This window comes from Photorhabdus sp. S10-54 (assembly GCF_963878145.1).
Classification (GTDB): domain Bacteria; phylum Pseudomonadota; class Gammaproteobacteria; order Enterobacterales; family Enterobacteriaceae; genus Photorhabdus; species Photorhabdus kayaii.
This window is the reverse complement of sequence record NZ_CAWNXG010000014.1, coordinates 43,201-65,221: the sequence shown is the minus strand read 5'-3', so window position 1 is coordinate 65,221 and position 22,021 is coordinate 43,201. Positions and strand designations below refer to the sequence as shown.

16 protein-coding genes and 1 pseudogene are annotated in these 22,021 nt (G+C 43.1%); 2 read left to right on the top strand and 15 right to left on the bottom strand.

All coding sequences use genetic code 11. From position 1 onward, the window contains the following. Window positions 1-20: 20 nt before the first annotated feature. The 5 genes from AACQ83_RS10215 to AACQ83_RS10195 form a co-directional block, all read right to left on the bottom strand. Window positions 21-497, bottom strand: coding sequence for a hypothetical protein (locus AACQ83_RS10215; protein WP_049582951.1), 477 nt, complete (start codon window positions 495-497; stop codon window positions 21-23). Beyond that, entirely contained in the window at window positions 490-2,499 is a 2,010-nt protein-coding gene (locus tag AACQ83_RS10210) for an integrase (RefSeq protein ID WP_112877437.1), read from the bottom strand. Before AACQ83_RS10210 ends, AACQ83_RS10215 begins: the two co-directional genes overlap by 8 nt. Beyond that, window positions 2,492-4,075 carry a tyrosine-type recombinase/integrase gene (locus AACQ83_RS10205; protein WP_112877435.1) on the bottom strand — a complete coding sequence of 528 codons (1,584 nt, stop codon included), beginning with the start codon at window positions 4,073-4,075 and terminating at the stop codon, window positions 2,492-2,494. Before AACQ83_RS10205 ends, AACQ83_RS10210 begins: the two co-directional genes overlap by 8 nt. A gap of 5 nt (window positions 4,076-4,080) precedes the next feature. Continuing rightward, window positions 4,081-5,253, bottom strand: coding sequence for a tyrosine-type recombinase/integrase (locus tag AACQ83_RS10200; protein ID WP_112877433.1), 1,173 nt, complete (start codon window positions 5,251-5,253; stop codon window positions 4,081-4,083). 219 nt (window positions 5,254-5,472) lie between these two features. After that, entirely contained in the window at window positions 5,473-5,988 is a 516-nt protein-coding gene (locus tag AACQ83_RS10195; RefSeq protein ID WP_112877431.1) for a single-stranded DNA-binding protein, read from the bottom strand. 234 nt (window positions 5,989-6,222) lie between these two features. On the opposite strand from AACQ83_RS10195, the gene uvrA reads away from it, so the two are divergent. Further along, a complete protein-coding gene (uvrA, locus tag AACQ83_RS10190) occupies window positions 6,223-9,057 on the top strand; it encodes an excinuclease ABC subunit UvrA (RefSeq protein WP_112877429.1) in 2,835 nt (944 codons plus the stop codon). Between the two features lie 118 nt (window positions 9,058-9,175). On the opposite strand, the gene AACQ83_RS10185 is transcribed toward uvrA, so the two are convergent. The 8 genes from AACQ83_RS10185 to dnaB form a co-directional block, all read right to left on the bottom strand. Next, a complete protein-coding gene (locus AACQ83_RS10185) occupies window positions 9,176-10,114 on the bottom strand; it encodes a pseudouridine-5'-phosphate glycosidase (RefSeq protein WP_112877427.1) in 939 nt (312 codons plus the stop codon). Next, window positions 10,089-11,204, bottom strand: coding sequence for a PfkB family carbohydrate kinase (locus AACQ83_RS10180; protein WP_112877425.1), 1,116 nt, complete (start codon window positions 11,202-11,204; stop codon window positions 10,089-10,091). Before AACQ83_RS10180 ends, AACQ83_RS10185 begins: the two co-directional genes overlap by 26 nt. A gap of 706 nt (window positions 11,205-11,910) precedes the next feature. Continuing rightward, the gene (locus tag AACQ83_RS10175; protein WP_112877424.1) at window positions 11,911-12,165 is read right to left on the bottom strand and encodes a colicin E3-like toxin immunity protein; all 255 of its coding nucleotides are present in this window, start codon (window positions 12,163-12,165) and stop codon (window positions 11,911-11,913) included. A 9-nt stretch (window positions 12,166-12,174) separates the two neighbouring features. Continuing rightward, window positions 12,175-13,395, bottom strand: a complete 1,221-nt coding sequence (locus AACQ83_RS10170; RefSeq protein WP_370446055.1) for a colicin E3/pyocin S6 family cytotoxin — start codon at window positions 13,393-13,395, stop codon at window positions 12,175-12,177. A 17-nt stretch (window positions 13,396-13,412) separates the two neighbouring features. Then, on the bottom strand, window positions 13,413-14,072 hold the full coding sequence (locus AACQ83_RS10165) for a colicin-like bacteriocin tRNase domain-containing protein (RefSeq protein ID WP_112877420.1): 660 nt from the start codon (window positions 14,070-14,072) through the stop codon (window positions 13,413-13,415). A gap of 328 nt (window positions 14,073-14,400) precedes the next feature. Next, window positions 14,401-15,597: an amino acid aminotransferase gene (locus tag AACQ83_RS10160; RefSeq protein ID WP_112877418.1), complete on the bottom strand. Its 1,197-nt coding sequence runs from the start codon at window positions 15,595-15,597 to the stop codon at window positions 14,401-14,403. 53 nt (window positions 15,598-15,650) lie between these two features. Beyond that, window positions 15,651-16,730: an alanine racemase gene (gene alr, locus AACQ83_RS10155; protein WP_112877417.1), complete on the bottom strand. Its 1,080-nt coding sequence runs from the start codon at window positions 16,728-16,730 to the stop codon at window positions 15,651-15,653. A gap of 38 nt (window positions 16,731-16,768) precedes the next feature. Beyond that, window positions 16,769-18,178, bottom strand: a complete 1,410-nt coding sequence (gene dnaB / locus AACQ83_RS10150) for a replicative DNA helicase (protein WP_112877415.1) — start codon at window positions 18,176-18,178, stop codon at window positions 16,769-16,771. 170 nt (window positions 18,179-18,348) lie between these two features. Here dnaB and AACQ83_RS10145 point away from each other — a divergent pair, with 170 nt between their 5' ends. Continuing rightward, window positions 18,349-19,332: a quinone oxidoreductase gene (locus tag AACQ83_RS10145; protein ID WP_112877413.1), complete on the top strand. Its 984-nt coding sequence runs from the start codon at window positions 18,349-18,351 to the stop codon at window positions 19,330-19,332. 18 nt (window positions 19,333-19,350) lie between these two features. Here the strand turns inward: AACQ83_RS10145 and AACQ83_RS10140 are convergent. After that, window positions 19,351-19,942 (bottom strand): annotated as a pseudogene (locus AACQ83_RS10140) (N-acetyltransferase); the annotation flags it as partial. An 810-nt stretch (window positions 19,943-20,752) separates the two neighbouring features. After that, entirely contained in the window at window positions 20,753-21,790 is a 1,038-nt protein-coding gene (dusA, locus tag AACQ83_RS10130; protein ID WP_192881007.1) for a tRNA dihydrouridine(20/20a) synthase DusA, read from the bottom strand. Window positions 21,791-22,021: the final 231 nt, after the last annotated feature.

Here is a 22,021-nt window from a genome sequence, read left to right as displayed (position 1 = left end):
CACCTCATCAACAGTTAACATTATGCTCTTCCTGAAGGAGGCATTTCTTTGTCAAAAGGCCGTAATATTCGAGCTACCTCAGTATTTGAAGGCAGGTCTGCCCCTTTTGGCGGAGTTTTATCAACGCTAGCCATCTGTATGCCTTTCTGCCGCACGTGGAAGGCGATTTGCTGCCAGCGGCGCAGCCATTGAGCTTCTTTTCGCTTGTAGGCCTCTAGCTCCGCTTTGAGGCGATCCACCTCTACCTGAAGCTCCTCCGATTCTTTGGTTGCCTGCGCTTTGGTTTTCACGAGACCACCCGACAGTGCTTGTTTGGCATTGTCATAAGCGGCTTTAATTTCAGACTTGGCTTGGAGTGACTGACGACTAAAGCCAAAGCGTTCTTCTAGAACAGCCCAGGTGAGTTTTGATCCAAGCTCGCCCAGCGCCCAGCGGTCCAAATCGGCAACGATTGTATTGATGTCACTGTCGGACATACGTCTGAAGCGCTTAACCATGCTCTACCTCGTTTAAATATTGTTCGGGATCAAAGTGCTCCACCCCGTTGTCGGCCAGTTGCACAGCCAGCGTTTTGAGTTTTTTATCGTTATGAGCTAACCAGTCAGCGCTCTTTTTGGGCTTGTTGCTACTTAACTGTTTCTCAGCATTTTTTCGGGCCAGTGCGGTAAGGGCATATTGGCGCTTCTGCTCATCCAGCCTACCCTTATCATCCTTGACCCACACGTAGTCTTTGCAGTCTGCCGAACATTGTAAATGGCGCTCGCAGGGCGTTTGAGAAAAGTTGTGAACGCAGATACCCGTACCGACATCATGCACAGCCTGAATTCGTGCTTTAAGAATGGCATCCTGTACTTCTACCGGAACTACTTTGATTTGCTCAGCCAACAGGCCACCGACCAAGCCTTTTTTGATGTCTTCGCGGAGCATCAGCGCACGTTTTTCGCGGGATGTATGCTGATAGGCTTTGGTGTCTCTGGGATTGGTTCGACCAAACCATTCGGTTTGCAGAAGATCACTTAACCCACCTTCATCAAGTAAAGTATTGAGCGTGTGGCGGAAGTGGTGACTGGTAAAATCTACCTCGATACTACTGGAAGCGTATTCATCTGCAAGAGCGGGTAAATAACGGAGAAATGTAGAGAACATAGACTGACTACAGCTTGTAGCCAACCAGTGAGCGTAGCTCCCAGTAGAAAGTCCCAATGGGCGAATAAATAAAAGATCTTTTAGATAGTATTCTTTACCAAATTGATCGATATGGAATGGTCGTAGTAATTTTTCAGAAAAGTCTCGAAAACAATACGCTTTGACAGCATCCTTATTTGTGTAGCAAATAGGGTTATTAGGCTTTTTTCCTTGCTTGGTAAGTCGCTCATGGTCCTGCCAAACAAGACCAATCTTTCGAATCCATCCAGTAGAACAAATTGTATTGCTACTTACCCCAATCTTTAGCAGGTCATCGATGTATAACTTTCTTTTCTCTGGAATTTTATTCAAAAAACGAAGATCTGGGCCGCGAGAACGATGCATTTCCTCTGCGGTAATTCTCACCGAGTCTGTTGCCGCACGTACCTCATCAAGTACATCTCTAACTATTGTTACAACCTCTGACGGTAAGTAGAGGTTTCTTTTAGGTGTAAATAGATCACCGAGACTAGCCTTTCGAGGGAAGTATTGTATAAAGGCTTTTTGGTCTTCGTCTAACGTAACTTCTTGAAGCGGAAGCAATGAAATCTCACTAAAGCGGCGGCCAGTACAAGCAAGCAGAGTCAAAATCAGGATATAGAACCGGTACTTATGGTCTTTGGAAACATTTAAATAAAGCTCGCCTATAACTCGAAACACGGCAGGAGCAACAAGCTTCTCGGATTTGGTCTCCAGAACTTCAGGATCATCCAGCCTTTTATGATTCAGACCTCCTGTATTCACTGGGCGTACCATCTTGGAATATTTGTACTGCAACAGCACCCTGCACAAACCATTAGCATCACAGTGTGCAGCGAACTCTGCAACATGCTTGTGAAGGTTATAGGCCGAGCTTTGACTGTAATGCTTTAAGATTAAAGAACATGCATTATCAAGAGCTTCTGGCGTTAAACTTACTAACACCAGCCCCAGTTTTGAAGCTGAATAATGGATGTAACCTATTGCTGTAATGAAGTTGCGTTGATTAGGGCTTGCCTGGTTTTTCCTATGAAACCGAAGAATTAATAACGCTTTGGCAACCTCCTGCCAATCACTATCTAAAGCATCAGAGCCCAGTTTCGGAGGAAGCGAAAAATGGAGAGATACGGATTTTGCGTTCTTGCCAGTAAGCTTAACTAGGCGGCCAGCCTTGACCTGCCAAATATCATCACCCCATGTAATCGCCTCAAAACCTTCCAACTTCATCAGCTTTGCTTTTCTGACTAAAGTCTTAAGATTTACCTTTCTATCGCGCTCAATACGATCAATAAAGGGAATAACCTTGGCTTTGCGATTAGAACGGCCGTCAGACATTCTGATGCTCCTGCCCACAAAGCTGAGCCACTTGTGCGACGGCAGCTATCACCTCATCAAGCTGTATACCCAGCCGTGCATTCTCATATTTCTTTAAGCGTTCCTCTCGTCCAGCAAGCAGACATTCCAGAACATGCTCATGATCAGAATGCCGATAAGGCTGAAATTTAGGACACAAATAACAGGAATAAGGAGGATCAAGGTGGCATACACTGGATTCGCCACACACACCAATATCAGACTGATCAGCTGGATTTTGCTCATCGACAAACGTCAAGTGCTTGTCATCTCGCTCACCATTGATAGCGTCTTCATCACTATCAACAAGCTTACCTTTGAAGAAGTTGAGGTACTTCGAGAATCCTTTTACCATTGACTTGTCGAGATGCTCAACAACTTTTCCCGCAACATCAAAATATACCCCCACATGCTGGGTATCCGTATGATCCAATATTCTAGCCAGTTCACGTCTGCTAATTCCCTCAGCTGCTAGACCTGTAGCCAAGGTGTATCGTAACCTCCTTGGTGTGACATGCATGAGTTCACCAGTAAGAGGGGAAATTATGTTATGGCGCTTTATAAAGGCTGTAATTAAACGAGATATATCCCCGCTCGTCATATTGAAAATATTCTCTGCATCTAGAGAAAACATGGCAACGCGGTTACCACCTGTTCTTATTAGAAGTGGTCGATTCTCAGGGGTAGAGAAGTCTCTACCTTTAAAGCTAAGAGGCACTGAGTTATTTTGCTCAACAAGATTTTCTAGAATTCTTCCGAAATGGGGATCTAAATATTCATCCATCAGGTCGTCACGAGGATTAACAAATCTCTTCTTAATACGCGGCATCCGAATGAGATAACAGGGGTCTTCGTTCGACGGATCAAGCTTAACGAGATCGCCTTCCCTGAGGTATGTCAGGTTTGCGGGGTTTCGACCGAAAGCTAGTGACAAAGCCATAACAGCCTTCTGCTGGAGATGCTCAAACTCTAGACTTTTGTCCTCTTTTAGCGCAGCAATCAAAAGAGGGAGCTCTAATGATTTATGTAATGGTCCCATATCGGGATCGGACATCCTAACTGCCTCTCCCTTTGGACCACCGGGTATAACCATTGCCTCAAGCTCAGCGGCATACGCATCTGAAAATGTACTGTCTGAAATGTTCTCAGAGCACCAGATATACCACCTAATTGGCTCGTACATCATCCAAAGCTTGTGCCGAGAACGCTGAGAATTGATAAATTTTTCAAATAAATCAATAAGATGATCTTTAATAATTGACGATTGAATATCCTTTTCCCAATTCCTAAGAACTTGCCTCCATACCTCATGAAACACTTTGTATCCAGCAGATGTTGAAATACGCCTCATCTGGTCAGACACATAGTGCTTCAAAGCATTTCTCAGCTGTAAATTTGAAATCTTGCCAAAATCGAGCGTTGAGTGGTGGCGAATCACTATGGGGAGCACCCATTTATCGCCTGATATATTAACTTTTTTCCCTTCTCGGGTAACCAGGATCTGCATCTCAGACCAAGACTGTTCTACAGCTTGTGCTTTCGATAATTTTGTGTTCACTTTGGCTACCTCTCAGACATCATATCAGCCTGATACCGCCTCAATGACTTAACTGCCAGCTCCTCCACTTCTTGGGCGATATAAGTGTCTTGTGACTCCAAACTACTATCGCCACGCAGAAAGGCCAGCGCTTCTCGTCTGCGCTGCTCATCCATTCCTGAAGCCCTAAGAACCCTCTCAAGCCGGGATGAGAATGTGTGTCTAAGAGACTTGGCCGTTAAGTTTTCGGGAAGATGGTCAGCATATTGCGATCGCAATAACTGGAAAAACTGTGTAATTGAGGATTGTGACAAGGGCGCTCCCTCATCACTCAAGATTAAATAGTCTGATTCATGGTTACTTTTGCTTTCAAGCACTTCACGCCAGGTAACAATGTACTCATTTAATGCAAAAGCAAACTGCCTACTCTCAATCGGAATAAGTCTACCATTACGTTTTATTTGAGGCCTCGGCCGCCTCACATCCAATGGGTCTGCTGGTCTACGCTCAACCTTTATCGCCGAAATCGCACCAACCTGGACATCTTCTACCCTGAGGCTAAGCAGCTCACCTGGCCTTAAACCACAAAATAGCATCAGCCCAACAGATACATAATTTCTGAACTTTACAGCTGTATCTCGTCCAAATCCTTGCTTGGCATCGGGATGCAACACGGCAAGCAGGAAGTCAACTTCTACCTCATTTAAACCCTTACGAAGGCTTTTTTTCATTGGTGTGGCAGACATAAAGCTACCATCCAGCATTTTTAGAAAAAATGACTTTCGCTCTCTCAAACGTTCATAGTCCAGGGAAGACAAAGGCAACTGACTTGTCAGTACGTCCATGCACCAACTAATAAATTGTCGGATAGTTGTTAACCGTTGATTGAAGGTATTAGGCGCTACTACACTTATACGTTCATTGGCCTGATCAATTCTTAACGCTTCGACCAAGCCACCTTTTAATTCTGCTTCGTTGAATGAGTTCTGAGCCAGTAATTTCGCAGATAGGTCACAATTCGATTTATCCAGCCAACGATAGAGCACTGATAGTTCTCTCAAATTCCGAACTAATGTATTTGTACTAAGGGATCGTCTGGCAAGAATAAACTCATTAGGTAAGACAACTGGCATACCAGAAGCATCCAGCATCATTGGTATCTGCTCGCCCGTTTTGTATGTGACTAGCTCTATTTTCATTGCACCACCCTTATTGACAAAATAAGAGTAGCTACAAACTTCCATCTTTACAACTTTTCAAATTATACGATTTTATAAAAGTACAAAGTCACATAAAACAAAAAAGCCCTTCAAATGTTTACACACTTAAAGGGCTTTATTTCTCATTTATAGCTCGTAAAACCAATCAGTTAATTAGACTAGATCAAGAATTACTTAACAATAATTACTTTATGTCATTCAAAACGGAATATCATCATCAAAATCCATTGGTGGCTCATTGCTTTGTGGAGCAGAGGATTGAGCAGGACGCGAAGGAGCGCCGCCGCCGCTGAACTGCTGAGATTGTTGCTGTGGCTGTCCCCAACCGCTGCCTTGTGGTTGGCTATCCTGGAAACTACCACCAGCACGACTTCCCAACATCTGCATGGTACCACCCATGTTTACCACCACCTCCGTGGTGTAACGCTCCTGACCGTTCTGGTCCTGCCATTTACGGGTTTGCAGAGAACCTTCAATATAAACCTGTGAACCTTTACGCAGGTATTCACCCGCGACTTCCGCCAGTTTGCCAAATAAAACAACCCGGTGCCATTCAGTCTTCTCTTTCATCTCGCCGGTCTGTTTATCTCGCCAGCTTTCAGAAGTCGCCAGAGTAATGTTAGTCACTGCACCGCCGTTTGGCATATAGCGGACTTCCGGGTCTTGCCCCAGGTTACCGATTAAAATAACTTTGTTTATGCCTCTGCTGGCCATTGGGAATACTCCTGATGAAATGAATTTCTACAATTATTAAGCAACACAGTTTAACATGCGACGCTAAAAATGAAACGCAACCGCTTTAAAGCAGACTTTGCGAAGCTCACCGTAATTTAATTCCGTACTTATTACATTATTTCACTTAAACACTGTATATCTAATCAGTCAACTCTGTGTAATAATAACTCACTTATTTAATTATGCACGTATGAATAATCCGGGAAATGATTCATGGATAACATCGAAGTTCGGGGCGCACGTACCCACAATCTCAAAAATATCAATCTGATAATTCCCCGAGACAAGCTGATCGTTATCACCGGTTTGTCCGGCTCAGGTAAGTCTTCTCTGGCATTTGATACGCTTTATGCCGAGGGGCAACGTCGCTATGTGGAATCGCTTTCAGCTTATGCGCGCCAGTTTCTGTCACTGATGGAGAAACCCGATGTTGACCATATTGAAGGATTATCCCCGGCCATTTCTATTGAGCAGAAATCCACGTCCCATAACCCACGCTCAACCGTAGGGACTATTACCGAAATTCATGATTATCTGCGTTTGCTGTTTGCCCGCGTAGGTGAACCTCGTTGCCCAGACCACAATATTCCATTGACGGCACAAACTGTTAGTCAGATGGTAGATAATGTGCTAACACTGCCAGAAGGTCATCGCCTGATGTTGCTGGCGCCTATCGTCAAAGAGCGAAAAGGCGAGCATACTAAATTGTTGGATAATCTGGCAGCACAAGGTTATATCCGCGCCCGTATTGATGGTGAAGTCTGTGATCTATCCGATCCGCCGAAATTAGAATTACAGAAGAAACACACCATTGACGTGGTCATTGATCGCTTTAAAGTTCGTGCCGATCTGGCACAACGCCTCGCTGAATCTTTTGAAACAGCGCTGGAACTTTCAGGCGGCACCGCTATTGTCGCCAATATAGATGATAATACAGCCGAAGAGCTGATTTTCTCCGCTAACTTTGCGTGTCCTGCATGTGGCTACAGCATGAGTGAGCTGGAACCTCGCCTGTTCTCTTTTAATAATCCAGCCGGTGCTTGCCCAACTTGTGATGGTTTAGGTATTCAGCAATTTTTTGATCCTGATAGAGTCATTCAGAATGGTGATATCTCTCTAGCCGGTGGAGCAATTCGTGGCTGGGATCGCCGTAATTTCTACTATTTCCAGATGCTATGTTCATTGGCGGAACATTATAAATTCGATATCGAATCTCCCTTCAATTCCCTTAGCGCCAATATTCAGAAAGTGGTATTGTACGGTTCCGGTAAACAATCCATCGAATTTAAATACACCAATGACCGTGGTGATACCACAGTGCGTAACCATCCGTTCGAAGGTGTACTGTATAATATGGAACGCCGTTATAAAGAGACGGAATCCACCGCTGTTCGCGAGGAACTGGCGAAATATATTAGTAATCGCTCGTGTATTTCCTGCCACGGAACCCGCTTACGTAAAGAAGCCCGTTACGTATTTATTGAGAATACCACTCTGCCGGAGATCTCAGATTTTAGTATCGGCCATGCGATGGATTTTTTTCAAAATATTAAACTCAGCGGTCAACGTGCACAAATTGCTGAAAAAGTATTGAAAGAGATCCGCGACCGCCTGAAATTTTTGGTTAATGTCGGTCTGAATTATCTGACTCTCTCTCGTTCTGCCGAAACTCTGTCCGGCGGCGAAGCTCAGCGTATCCGCCTTGCCAGCCAGATTGGCGCAGGTTTAGTGGGAGTAATGTATGTACTTGACGAACCTTCTATCGGGTTGCACCAGCGGGATAATGAACGCCTGCTGGAAACGCTAATCCACTTGCGCAATCTGGGAAATACCGTGATTGTGGTTGAACATGATGAGGATGCCATCCGGGCTGCCGACCATATCATTGATATCGGCCCCGGTGCAGGTGTTCATGGCGGTGAAATCGTCGCGGAAGGCACAGTTAAAGACATTATGGTGAGCAAAGATTCACTAACAGGTCAATTCCTGAGTGGAGAGCGTGAAATTACCATCCCAGAGAAGCGTATCCCGGCAGATCCGAAAAAGGTGCTGAAACTGATCGGAGCGAAAGGTAATAACCTGAAAAATGTAACGTTCAATCTGCCAGTTGGGTTATTTACTTGTATTACCGGGGTTTCTGGTTCCGGTAAATCGACGTTAATCAATGATACGCTGTTTCCAATTGCCCAACGCCAGTTAAATGGCGCAACCAATATCACCCCTGCGCCTTATATCGATATTCAAGGGCTAGAGCACTTCGATAAAGTGATTGATATTGACCAAAGCCCGATTGGCCGAACTCCCCGCTCTAACCCGGCAACTTATACCGGCATATTTACACCAGTCCGGGAACTATTCGCTGGCGTACCTGAATCACGCACCCGTGGTTATACACCTGGACGATTCAGTTTTAACGTTAAAGGTGGACGCTGTGAAGCTTGCCAAGGTGATGGCGTTATTAAGGTAGAAATGCACTTCTTGCCTGATATTTATGTCCCTTGTGATCAGTGCAAAGGTAAACGTTATAACCGTGAAACACTGGAAGTCAAATATAAGGGCAAGAATATCAATGAAGTATTGAATATGACGATCGAAGAAGCGCGTGAATTCTTTGATGCAGTTCCTGCTCTGGCCCGTAAACTGCAAACCCTCATGGACGTTGGCCTTTCTTACATCCGTCTGGGTCAGTCAGCAACAACGTTATCAGGTGGTGAAGCGCAGCGAGTAAAACTGGCACGCGAACTATCCAAACGCGGAACTGGGCAGACGTTATATATTCTCGATGAGCCAACAACAGGTTTGCATTTTGCTGATATTCAGCAGCTATTAGCCGTTCTGCATCAGTTACGCGATCAAGGGAACACCATTGTGGTTATTGAACATAACCTTGATGTGATTAAAACCGCTGACTGGATCGTGGATCTTGGCCCAGAAGGAGGTAGCGGTGGTGGTGAGATTCTAATTTCTGGTACACCAGAAGAGGTCGCCGAATGTGAGACATCACATACTGCGCGTTTCCTGAAACCTATATTGAAGAAAGAAAAATAATTTGCAAACAGGGGCGATTTAAGCCCCTTTATTCCTTCTGGCGACGACTCCTCAAGCCTTCAAGGTAGACCCCATTTAACCAACTTGAGGATGGAACTTAAAGCATAACACCGTTGTTTTACCCACGGTTTTCCCAATAACAACAAGCAATTTTCGCTGCCAATTCAGCGTTATTAAGTACCAACTGCATATTGGCAGACAGGCTATCACCCCCAGTTAATTCAGCCACTCTGGATAACAAAAACGGCGTACACGCTTTTCCATTTACTCTCTGTTCTATGGATTCGCGTACTGCCTGTTCGATAGCAGCGTTGATCTCCGCTTCCGGCATGGCGTATGGCTCAGGGATAGGATTGGCAATCACCAAACCGCCCTGTAATCCAGTATCCCATTTTACTGCCATCGCCTGAGCTATCTGTTCTGGAGAATCCAAACGAATATTGACGGGAAATGGACTGGTACGACAGAAAAACGCCGGCAAAACATGAGTCTGATAGCCAATTAATGGTACACCGTGAGTTTCAAGATATTCTGTTGTCAGGCCAAGATCCAAAATAGATTTAGCGCCAGCACAGACTACCGCGACACTGGTTTTCGCTAATTCCTGTAAATCGGCAGAAATATCAAAAGTCTGTTCCGCTCCACGGTGCACACCACCAATACCGCCAGTAGCGAAGATTCTAATCCCGGCCATAGCAGCAATAATCATGGTAGAAGCAACCGTCGTCGCGCCATTTTTTCCTGCCGCGATAACAAAGGGTAAATCACGACGACTGACTTTAGTTATCTTGTCACCTTCTCTAGCTAAAAACTCTATTTCTTCATGCGACAGACCCGCTTTCATAATCCCATTGATAATAGCAATTGTTGCAGGAACAGCACCATTTTCCCTAATTTTCTGCTCAACTTGTAGCGCAGTCTTTACATTTTGTGGATAAGGCATTCCATGAGCAATAATGGTAGATTCCAGCGCCACAACTGGCCGGTTATTCTCTAAGGCCTCTGTAACTTCCGGGGAAATATCCAAATATTCATTGGTAATAGCATGATTTTTCATAAAATTGTAATTCCAACAGTTTTTGGACACTGCCATTTGACAGATTTGGATTATTGGTAAATTCGCAAGAAAGTGTGAGTGCAGAGCATCCTTGAGCAAAGCGAACACTTTCCGCCAACGTCATATTTTCTAGCCAGCAGTTCACCAGTCCAGCCATCATGGCATCTCCGGCACCTGTTACATTGACAATCTTGATATTGATGGGAAGTGACCAGCCGGCCACACCATCGCTTTCACTAAAGTAGACACCCTCTACGCCCATGCTGAGTACTAACCGCTGCACACCTTGATCGTGAAACCACCGCGCCACTGCCGGGACATCGGTAGGTTGGGTAATTTTCATTCCACTCAGCGCTTCCGCTTCCAGACAATTAGGTTTTAAGGTGTGGATATAGGAAAGCCAGTTTTTAATCTTAGGTGCTTTAAATGCGGATACTGTATCCACAAATACCGGCACTGTTCCGGCATTAGTCAACAACCAAACCAAAGTTTCTTCAGATAAATTGCAATCAATAACCAGTACGCCGGCGTGCTGAATAAGATCACAATGATTCGCTAACAATGACGGCGTCAGTTTTTCCAAAATATGCATGTCATTGATGGCGACTAACATCTCACCACTGTCATCTAATAAGGAGACATATGTCGAGGTATTTTCACCATAAAGCTTATAGCAGTAGTCGATATTAACGCCTGCGCATCTGGCCTGATCCAGTAAAGTGCTACCATAGAAATCATCGCCAACAACAGAAATAAGATGACATTCTTTACCTAATAACGTGATATTTTGGGCAATATTTCTGCCTACACCACCAGGGGTACATTTTATTTTTCCTGGGTTAGAATCTTGATAAATGAGTTTATTCGATGCATAACCGCAAACATCCATATTAATGGAGCCAACCGCTACCACATAATTGTGGTCAGATAAAATATAACCTTTCCCTTTTATATATCCCTTATTCATTAAATTCATAATATGACCAGCAACACCCGAGCGACTTATACCTAAAATATCGGCAATTTCCTGCTGAGGAATTAATGGATCTCGTCTCAGAAGTTGCAATATTTGTTTTTCCCGATTCGTCATTTTTGGACACTTGTTTGTTCTTAAACACACGTTTGTTTTATGTGTTAAAAGCAAAACAGTAAAGCAGGATTTTTTATTTTACAATGAAGTTGGGATAACGATCGTAAGAGTATATGACTGGATTACCAACCCTATTTTATGTGATAACCATCAAGTTAAATTCTACTGGAATAACCCTTCCTCCAGCATATTAAGAATCGGCTAGTGTTTTATACTAGAAATAGATTTAATAAAACAAAGAAATAAGAAAAATCTTATTGGAAGCTAACAAATGTTTGGGTATACCTTGAAATAGTCAGGATCGTTTTTTACCATTTGAAACACGTTTCATGAAAATTTGATTTATTTCACAATAAATAACAAGAGCTGAACCCCACTCAGATGATAATATTTTTGGCAAAGTGCTAAATTCACCAAAGCTTGATTATCGAGTCTGTAATTTATATCTGTATATTAACACGATGAATTGTTCTCTGCATATATTAACCTCTCATTTATAGTTAATTAATGAATTGATATAGTTACAGCCTAATTTATCTAGCATTCTATTATCTTGATGATTATCCGTTAATATCCAAATTGCTCCTTTCGCGAAATTAAAATAAACTAAAAAAACTGAGTTCTGTGAAATATAGAACTCAGCTCTTGGTATCTATCTGATTTTTTGGACATCTTACGTTAGTAAGGTTTAAGTCAGAACAAATAACTACCATTTATCTCGGTAAGCAAATCCAACAAAATAATCATATTTTTTTAAGTCAATATGATGAACAAAATAAGGCTGAATAACTTGAATCCATCCATCTCGTACCTCAAAAACTCCTTGATTAATTGTCTTATCAATCTCTAAACCCAGTTTTTCAATAATAGAACCATCATCATCAAAATCCTTTGAGTTTTCTTTCCCTACAAGATAATCTGTTTTTTTATCAAACCACTCAAGTCTTAACTTTAATCCCATTTTTCTACCTCACAAATATTTCTTTATGTTTCGTTTTGGATTAGCTGATTTTAATGGTTTCCCCGTATTGGGATCAAAAGAACCGATGTGCTGCCCATCACTGGCTCTATAACCTTCCAATTCACCTTCTTGATAGTCCCATTCATAAATCTTGCGGCCCTTTTCTCCGATCCAGCGCTTTCTTAGCCCTCCCCCTCCTTGCCGTGGTGTTTTGGGACGAGTTTCCTTTAAATCACTAAATCCTTTAATATCTTCCGTTTCTGGAGCATCATGATAACGATGTCTATACTCTTTAGTTATTTTACTTTTCCTGTCCTTATCTTCCTTTCTGGCCTTATCCAGGTTCTTTTCTGCCTCACTTTTTGCTTGTTCCGCTTTTTTACGGTTTTCCATTGCAATGTTAAATTCCCTTTGCACTGGATTTATTTTCTTCCAAGCGTCTAGCAACCGACGACCAAAACGTTCATAGTATATTGCTTTTAAAAGTGCTGCACTCGTTTGTATTAGAGATTCTTTAGGATCTTTAATATCCTGTAATTTCTTAAAATCTGAAAGCGTCATAGCAGATATGTATGCTTTTACTCCTTCTTTTAAAAGAATATCCAAACCTTTTTTGTCATCCGTTTTTATCTCTACTTTAAGTTTCTTCCCATCTATCTCAATATCCTTTGTATAAACAAGTGGATTTTTTACAGGATCTGCCAACGCTTTTCCTTCCGGAGTATTTTTTACTTGATTTAATATCTTCAGCTTTTCCTGATAAATTTTATCAAGTGGTTTTAATACCTGCTCTGCTTCATATAGTCGCCGTTCCGCCGCTTCAACAGGATGTTCTTTCTCCCACTTTTCCTGCTGCCGCTTCGCTTCTGCGGCCTGTTTTTTCATTTCTTCCGGTTTCAGTACTGTCGTCACTGAAACATACACTGGCTCTGCATTTGAACCCACCGGAAAATGGACAATTGCATCTACCGTATTTTTAACCGGCGTGGGTGTATATGATGTGACTGGCACATTAGCTACAGGTGTCACTTCTTTTCTACTAAATATATTTTTTCTTGGGGGATCACTTATTCTGATATGCACTGGAGGCATACCCGGAACCACTTTTGCGGTAAAAACATTCTGTCGTTTAGTTTTTTCCGCTTTAACTACAGGCACATTCACAGCTTTAGTCGGTGTTCTATACCCGTCATCTTTCAAGTTGCCTCTTTGTTGGCTGCACTCACTCACCCCGGTCACATAGTTTGCTATGCTCCCGGGGACTCGCTCCCTTGCCGTCGCGATGCATCTTGAAATCCATAAGGTATAACAATTGCCAATGTCTGCTTATCTTTCTCAATGACATCCTGTACTTGAATATCAGTGACTACACTGGACATTGTAGCTAGCTTAGATACTGGCATTTTTGTAACCTGACTAGCTTGCATTGCCTGAATAATCATCCTCTGCCGTTCTGCCTTAAACTTTGCATCTTCAGGTACGTCTAAACTCTTCGGCCACATAGCTCCTACTGCCACACCAGCAAAACGTCCTGCATAGGGTGCAGCGTCCAATGCAACACTTGCCAATCGTGCTAATATTGAACTCACAGTGCCAGCTATCTGCTTTTGGAATAATGTAAATCCCCACAGCCCATCAATTAGAGCAATATTCATCGGCTGAGCACCGATAGCCGCTGATACCTGTGCCTCTGGAAACAAGGATAGATTCACCCCCTTATTTTTTCCTGTACGGTCAACCCGTTCATTATTTCCTGAGTTTCCACCGCCACCTCCCCATCCTCGATCAGAACTGCGACCTGATGTCACAGTCATTGTGTCATGATTAGCTAGAGCCTCTCCGTCCCCTCCTTTACTACTTACCATCTGCATATTATGGTCATGGTCCTTTCTATCTCCCTCACCCATCGTATTCTCCTCTTTTATCAAATAAAAAGCACACAGAATCACTGTATATGCAAACAGAAAATTAGAGCAAAAACAGATTTATCTCAAGTAATAATGATTATCATTATTTATGTAATAGTAAACGCTATTTAAGATTAGTGATATCAGTTACTAGTTTCACTAATAATTGCGAGCTGAAAAAACATAAGAATAAAAATATTAAAATTCAATTAGTTGAAGCAAAAAGCAAGCGCACCATATTATGGTGCGCTTCTAAGAAGGGATGACTGTTATTCTACAAAATTGTCGATCATTATCATCAATAGCAGATTATTTATATTAGAATTTATTACTTATTTACTGCCGCAAATGTCTCAGCAATACGTGCAACATTACGATGGTTAACACCCGCCATGCAGACTCGACCATTACCAACCAGATAAACAGCAAATTCTTGACGCAAGCGATCCACCTGTTTCTGGCTAAAACCGGTATAACTGAACATTCCGCGCTGTTTCATAAAATACTCAAAGTTTTTCTCTGGTAATGCCGTTTTCAGAGCATCCACCAGCACCGTACGCATTTCCAAAATACGCAAGCGCATGTGTTCAACTTCTGTCAACCATTGCGCTTTCAAAGCAGGATCAGTCAGTACTTTCGCCACAACCTGCGCACCAAAATTCGGTGGGGTAGAGTAGACGCGACGTACACCCGCTTTTAACTGCCCCAATACCCGCTCTTTGGTCTGTTCATCATCACAAATAACAGACAAACCACCCACACGCTCACCATACATAGAAAATATCTTGGAGAAAGAGTTACTCACCAGACAAGGCAAACCGGCTGTCGCCATAGCACGAATGGCATAAGCATCTTTTTCCATACCATCCCCAAACCCCTGATAAGCAATATCAAGGAATGGCAAGAGTTCTCTCTCTTTAACAATCTGAACAACCTGATCCCATTGATCATAGGTCAGATCCGATCCGGTTGGGTTATGGCAACAAGGGTGCATCACAATAATGCTTTTTGCCGGCAACTTCCTGAATGTTTCCAGCATTTCATTGAATTTTACCCCTTTAGTCTGTGTATCAAAATAAGGGTAATAGTTCACCTTGATACCAGCTCCCGCAAAAATAGCGGCGTGGTTTTCCCAAGTTGGATCACTGCACCACACTTCTGAATCAGGGAAATAACGACGCAGAAAATCAGCACCAATTTTAAGGGCGCCAGAACCGCCCAATGATTGAATCGTTGCCACTATCCGCTGTTTCAACACCGGATGATCTTTACCAAATAACAGTTCCTGAACCGCAAGACGATATGATTCCAATCCCTCCATCGGCAGATAAAGAGAAGCCGTCTGTGACAACGCTCTAAGCTGTTCTTCTGCGGTAGCCACTGCCTGCAATTGCGGAGTCACACCCTGCTCATCGTAATACAGCCCAATACTCAGATTAATTTTTTCCGCACGAGGATCTTTTGTAAACTTTTCAGCCATCGAAAGAATAGGATCACCAGCATAAACATCAACATTCTGGAACATCAGGCTCTACTCCTTATCAGTCAGTTAGTTAATAAACAATATAACCTACAACATCATTCGTCCAGGTATTCCATTACCACTCTGGAAGTGAGTTTAGTCACCAGCTCATAAGTAATGATACCGGTGCGTTCAGCAATCCGCTCCACCGGCAGCACATCTCCCCAGAGGACCGCTTCATCACCCACTTTATCTGTCGCATCTGGCCCCAAATCAACAGAGATCATATCCATTGAAACACGGCCAGCAATCGGCACTTCACGGCCATTAATATGTATTGGCGTTCCTGAAGGCGCACTGCGCGGATAACCATCACCATAACCGATAGCCACAACGCCAAGACAAGTATCACGTTCACTGACCCAGGTCCCTCCATAGCCAACCGACTCGCCAGCTTTATGCTTACGAACAGCAATTAAGCTCGACTTTAAAGTCATTGCTGGGATCAAGTTAAAATCCACGGCCGTTTTATCAGACAATGGCGACACACCATACATCATCAGCCCAGGACGCACCCAATCTTGATGGACTTCCGGCCACAACAGGATACCTCCCGATGCATCAATAGATTTTTCTCCCGGTTTGCCAGCACAGAAAGCCTGAAAACAGGCTATCTGCTGGCAAGTGGTATCTACCGTTGGCTCATCAGCCCGGCCAAAATGGCTGACAATATTGACAGGCTGCTGTACATTTTGACAACGACTTAGCCGTTGATAAAATTCTTCCGCATCTTCCGGCCTTACACCTAAGCGATGCATCCCGCTATCCAGTTTCATCCATACTTTTACCGGATGAGATAACTTAGCTTGTTCCAGTGCTTCCAACTGTTCAACACTGTGAACCACAGTTTCAATATGGTTAGCAACCAATACTGGCAGGTCAGTCGCATCAAAGCATCCTTCCAATAACAGAATCGGTTTGACGATACCACCATGACGCAACGTCAATGCTTCACCAATTCGCGCTACACCGAAACAATCGGCATCGTCCAGCGTATGTGCTGTCTCCAGTAAACCGTGGCCATAAGCGTTTGCTTTCACAACTGCAATCAGATTGCTTTTAGGAGCAAGCTCCCTTACCCGTTGCAAGTTATGTCGCAGAGCGCGGCGGTCAATAACTGCGGTTGCCGCTTTCATTCTATTCCTTAAATTTATTATTCTTTGGTAGTTAATACTTATTCGTCGTCATAACTTGGCCCGGCATAGTTATCAAACCGCGACCACTGACCATTAAACGTGAGGCGAACTGTACCGATTGGGCCGTTACGTTGCTTACCCAGAATGATTTCAGCCACACCTTTCATGTCGCTATTCTCATGGTAAACCTCGTCACGATAGATAAACATAATGAGGTCGGCATCCTGCTCAATAGAGCCGGATTCACGTAAGTCAGAGTTAACCGGGCGCTTATCTGCCCGTTGTTCAAGGCTACGGTTGAGCTGAGAAAGTGCAACCACCGGCACTTGAAGCTCTTTAGCCAAGGCTTTTAATGAACGGGAAATCTCCGCAATTTCCAAAGTACGATTATCGGATAAGGCCGGAACCCGCATTAATTGCAGGTAGTCGATCATGATCAGGCTCAATCCACCATTTTCGCGAAAGACGCGCCGAGCCCGGGAACGGACTTCGGTAGGTGTCAGGCCAGACGAATCATCAATATACATATTGCGTTTTTCCAGCAATATGCCCATTGTACTGGAGATCCGCGCCCAATCTTCATCATCAAGCTGACCGGTACGAATACGGGTTTGATCCACCCGTGAAAGGGATGCCAGCATACGCATCATGATCTGGTTACCGGGCATCTCAAGACTAAAAATCAAAACCGGCTTATCCTGCATCATGGCTGCGTTTTCACACAGGTTCATGGCAAAAGTGGTTTTACCCATCGAAGGACGAGCAGCCACAATAATCAAGTCTGATTTTTGTAAGCCTGCGGTTTTCTTATCCAGATCCTGATAACCGGTTGAAACACCGGTTACACCATCATGAGGGCGTTGATAGAGTTGCTCAATCCGCTCGACGGTTTCTTCAAGGATCTGTTCTATTCCTTTCGGCCCTTCATCTTTACTGGCACGATTTTCAGCGATCTGGAACACCCGCGATTCGGCTAGATCCAATAATTCTTCACTGCTCCTGCCTTGGGGATCATAACCCGCATCTGCAATTTCGTTTGCGACAGCGATCATCTCGCGGACAACAGCACGTTCGCGGACAATATTCGCATAAGCATTAATGTTAGCCGCGCTTGGCGTATTTTTGGACAATTCGGCCAGATAAGCAAAACCCCCTACATTATTCAGTTCCCCACTCTGCTCAAGGGATTCCGATAATGTAATCAGGTCGATGGGGTTGCCCATCTCCAGCAACCGCTGCATTTCAGCAAAAATGCGCCGATGTGGGCGGCTGAAAAAATCATTGCTAGTAACACGTTCGGAAACATTATCCCACCGTTCGTTATCTAGCATTAAGCCACCTAACACAGACTGCTCTGCTTCCAAAGAGTGTGGCGGAAGTTTCAGCCCTTCCATTTGGCGATCTTTTGGTTCAGCCATTTTGTTGTGAGTTGATTTTTTTCCCGCCATGAATCCCGCAATAATCTACTGATAAATCTGCAACAGCGCATGAGTATACGCTATGAAGTGCCTTGAGTAATTACATATAGTTTGTAATTATTTCTAGCACACTAAAGCCTGTTCACAATGAGTTCAACTACTACGTGCACACATTTCCCTTACATTGATGAGGTTGAGTCATGGCAAAACATATCGAATTTTCCTCTATTGGCGGTCCCGAAGTCCTGCAATATTGTGAATTCACCCCCAGAGCTCCTGCTGACGATGAAGTACAAGTAGAAAATAGAGCGATTGGAATCAATTACATCGACACTTATATTCGTAGCGGGCTATACCCACCGGCACAATTACCAAGCGGCCTAGGCACTGAGGCCGCAGGCGTAGTGACCAAAGTGGGTTCCGCTGTGACTACCATAAAAGTGGATGACCGTGTAGTTTATGCGCAATCAACTTTAGGCGCTTACAGTGAAGTGCACAATGTCGCGGAAAACAAAGTCGCTGTTCTGCCGGATAGAATCTCCTTCGAACAAGCTGCTGCTTCTTTTCTGAAAGGTCTAACAGTCTACTATCTTCTACGCCGTACCTACAAAATCCAGTCAGGCGAACCCTTTTTATTTCATGCCGCCGCGGGTGGCGTTGGGCTAATTGCCTGCCAATGGGCAAAAGCTTTGGGTGCAAAACTGATTGGAACAGTCGGCTCTGATGAGAAAGCACAACGCGCTAAAGATGCCGGTGCATGGCAGGTTATTAACTATAACCGTGAAAATATTGTCGAACGAATTTACGAAATCACCAACGGTGAAAAAGTCGGTGTAGTTTATGATTCTGTTGGTAAATCGACCTGGCTGAATTCACTGGATTGCCTGAAACGCCACGGGTTAATGGTGAGCTTTGGCAATGCATCCGGACCAGTTACCGGTGTCGATTTGGGGATTTTAAATCAGAAAGGCTCACTGTTTGTTACCCGCCCTTCTATCGCCGGCTATATTTCAACACGTGAAGAGTTGGGTGAAGCGAGCAAAGAATTATTTGATCTGATTGCCAGCGGCAAAATTAATGTGGACGTACCAGAAGATCAGAAGTTCCCGCTAAGTGAAGCGACAAGGGCACATCAGATTCTAGAAAGCCGGGCAACGCAAGGATCAAGTTTACTGATCCCTTAACGGTAAAATAAGCGGGTTATTAACTAAGGTTTCTAGCGTTGAGAACTCATTAATAACCCTGACTTCTTCAACAATGCAAAGTGAATTAATCACAGATCTATATCGTGCTGGCCCTTGTTTATCAGCCGTTCTATATATAACAATAATATCCCCTCTCTTCATATGAAGGACATCTTGCATTGCACATATATATATTTTATGAATGCTATTAGTGTGTGAAACATCCTGAACAATATTAGGCGACTCGGTTAAAAGCCGTGAATCAGGAAAAAGTCGCGTATGAAATTCTGGATATATAGATAATAAATATTTATTTTTTGCTTTATTAACTATCAACGGATAAGGTATTCATGTTTTTCAAAAACAGTCACATAGATGTTATCAACCTTAGACGCTATTGCTGTATCGAATGCCTTTTTTATAAAACGCTGTCCATGCAACGTTCCTTTTGATTCAAACTTAAATGTACCTATTTTAAGATGAGTATTACCAGGTAAAATAGGATCGATATCTGAAACATTATCTTCAAGTTTTAAATAAAGAAATCCTTCTATACCCAATGGATTTCAAGATGGATCGCGACGGCAAGGGAGCGAATCCCCGGGAGCATAGATAACGATGTGACCGGGGTGAGTGAGTGCAGCCAACAAAGAGGCAACTTGAAAGATAACGGGTATATTTTATCCGTATCATCATACAATACATAAGCTGATTCATTATTTCTAGCTTTCTTATTTAACCAATCTGGAAATTCAATATAACTTTCTCTTAATGAGTCAAAAAAGGTGTCATCATGATCGAAATGACTGAATTTCTCATATCTTAAACTATCCATAAACACCTAACCTCCACAAGGGTAGTTCTCCGCTCTGGTGTAACGACTCAATGGTTTCACTAACACCAGTGTTCTCTTGTTTGTATTCTAACATTACCCAAACATACAAACTTCATCTTGAATAACGCCTCTTCTTTACAGGTTATTGTTAGTTACCTTACTATTCGATAGTTATTTAATATCTATTAAGCAATCAATAACTGTTGAATATCTTAGTTCTTGCCTACCATTAATGATCACAATATATCATTATCGGAAAAATAGGAATGGCTAATGTGCACACATTTTGCGTTGGATAACACCTAACACACTCGTTGTTATGTACTTACTATCAGCAAGAGTCACAGAAATTAGGATATTATTACTGGAAAACCGTATCTCAGACTCCAATATGGCAAATTTAATTTATTCGAACAGCATCACAATATTTTGAAAAAATATATGGATATCTGTTTTTGTCCGATAATGGAAAGCTAACCCGAAAAAACAGATTAAAGCACGGCAAAAAATCACGCAGTATCCATAAATATTTTAGTGCTCAATTCTCATATATGACTGTGCCTTTAACCGTAAAACGAGCGGGTATTACATCCGCTCAGTCACCATAGTTAACGCTTGTTCCACAACAGAAATATCAGCGCCCGGTTTATGTGCATTCTCACTAAGATGACGACGCCACTGACGCGCTCCCGGAATCCCCTGAAAAATACCTAAAATATGGCGGGTAATATGCCCCAGATATGTTCCTTTTGATAATTCTTGCTCTATATAAGGATAAAGTGCTCTGACCACTGAAACGGTATCAACCACTGGAATTGAAGTATCAAATAATTCATGATCAACCTGTGCCAGAATAGACGGGTTTTGATAAGCCTCACGCCCAATCATAATTCCATCTACATGTTGTAGATGCTGTTTCGCTTCTTCCAACGATTTAATACCGCCATTAATAGCAATCGTTAATTGAGGGAAATCCTTTTTCAATTGATAAACTCGTGGGTAATCCAGCGGTGGAATCTCACGGTTTTCTTTTGGGCTCAAACCAGAAAGCCAAGCTTTACGGGCATGAATGGTAAATATATTGCAACCACTGCGTTGCACAACAACATCAATAAAATCACATAGGAATTGGTAACTGTCCTGTTCATCAATACCGATACGGGTTTTAACTGTCACTGGCACATTTACCACATCCTGCATGGCTTTAACGCAATCAGCGACCAGTTCAGCTTCCCCCATCAGACAAGCACCAAAACGACCATTTTGCACCCGATCAGAGGGACAACCGACGTTTAGATTAATTTCATCATAGCCACGTTCCTGTGCAATCTTCGCACAATGCGCCAACGCCTGCGGATCACTACCACCCAGTTGTAATGCTATCGGATGTTCTTGTTCGCTGTATGCCAGGTAATCGCCTTTACCATGAATAATCGCCCCGGTCGTCACCATTTCGGTATATAACAGCGTTTGCTGACTTAATAAACGATGGAAATAACGGCAGTGACGATCTGTCCAGTCTAACATGGGAGCTACAGAGAAACGGTTAGAACTATATTTAACCGTTTCTTTATCTTTCTCGCTGAATTTAAACGTTTTTTGAATTTCTTTACTTTGGTGCATTGCTATACTTTTTAGATTATTTTGACATTCTCAGTACCCCATAAATAGGGAGATATAATGCGGAGAATGATATTAAATTATGGCCTACTATAGCATAGAGAAACGTCCCCGTACTGATGACACTATTAAGTATCGTTGACAATTGACGTTAAGAAGTATCGCAGGTGATTTAAGGTAGAACCGTACAATTTGCTATCAGGAATATTTTGGGGAAAGCCCAGAGTACGTTTA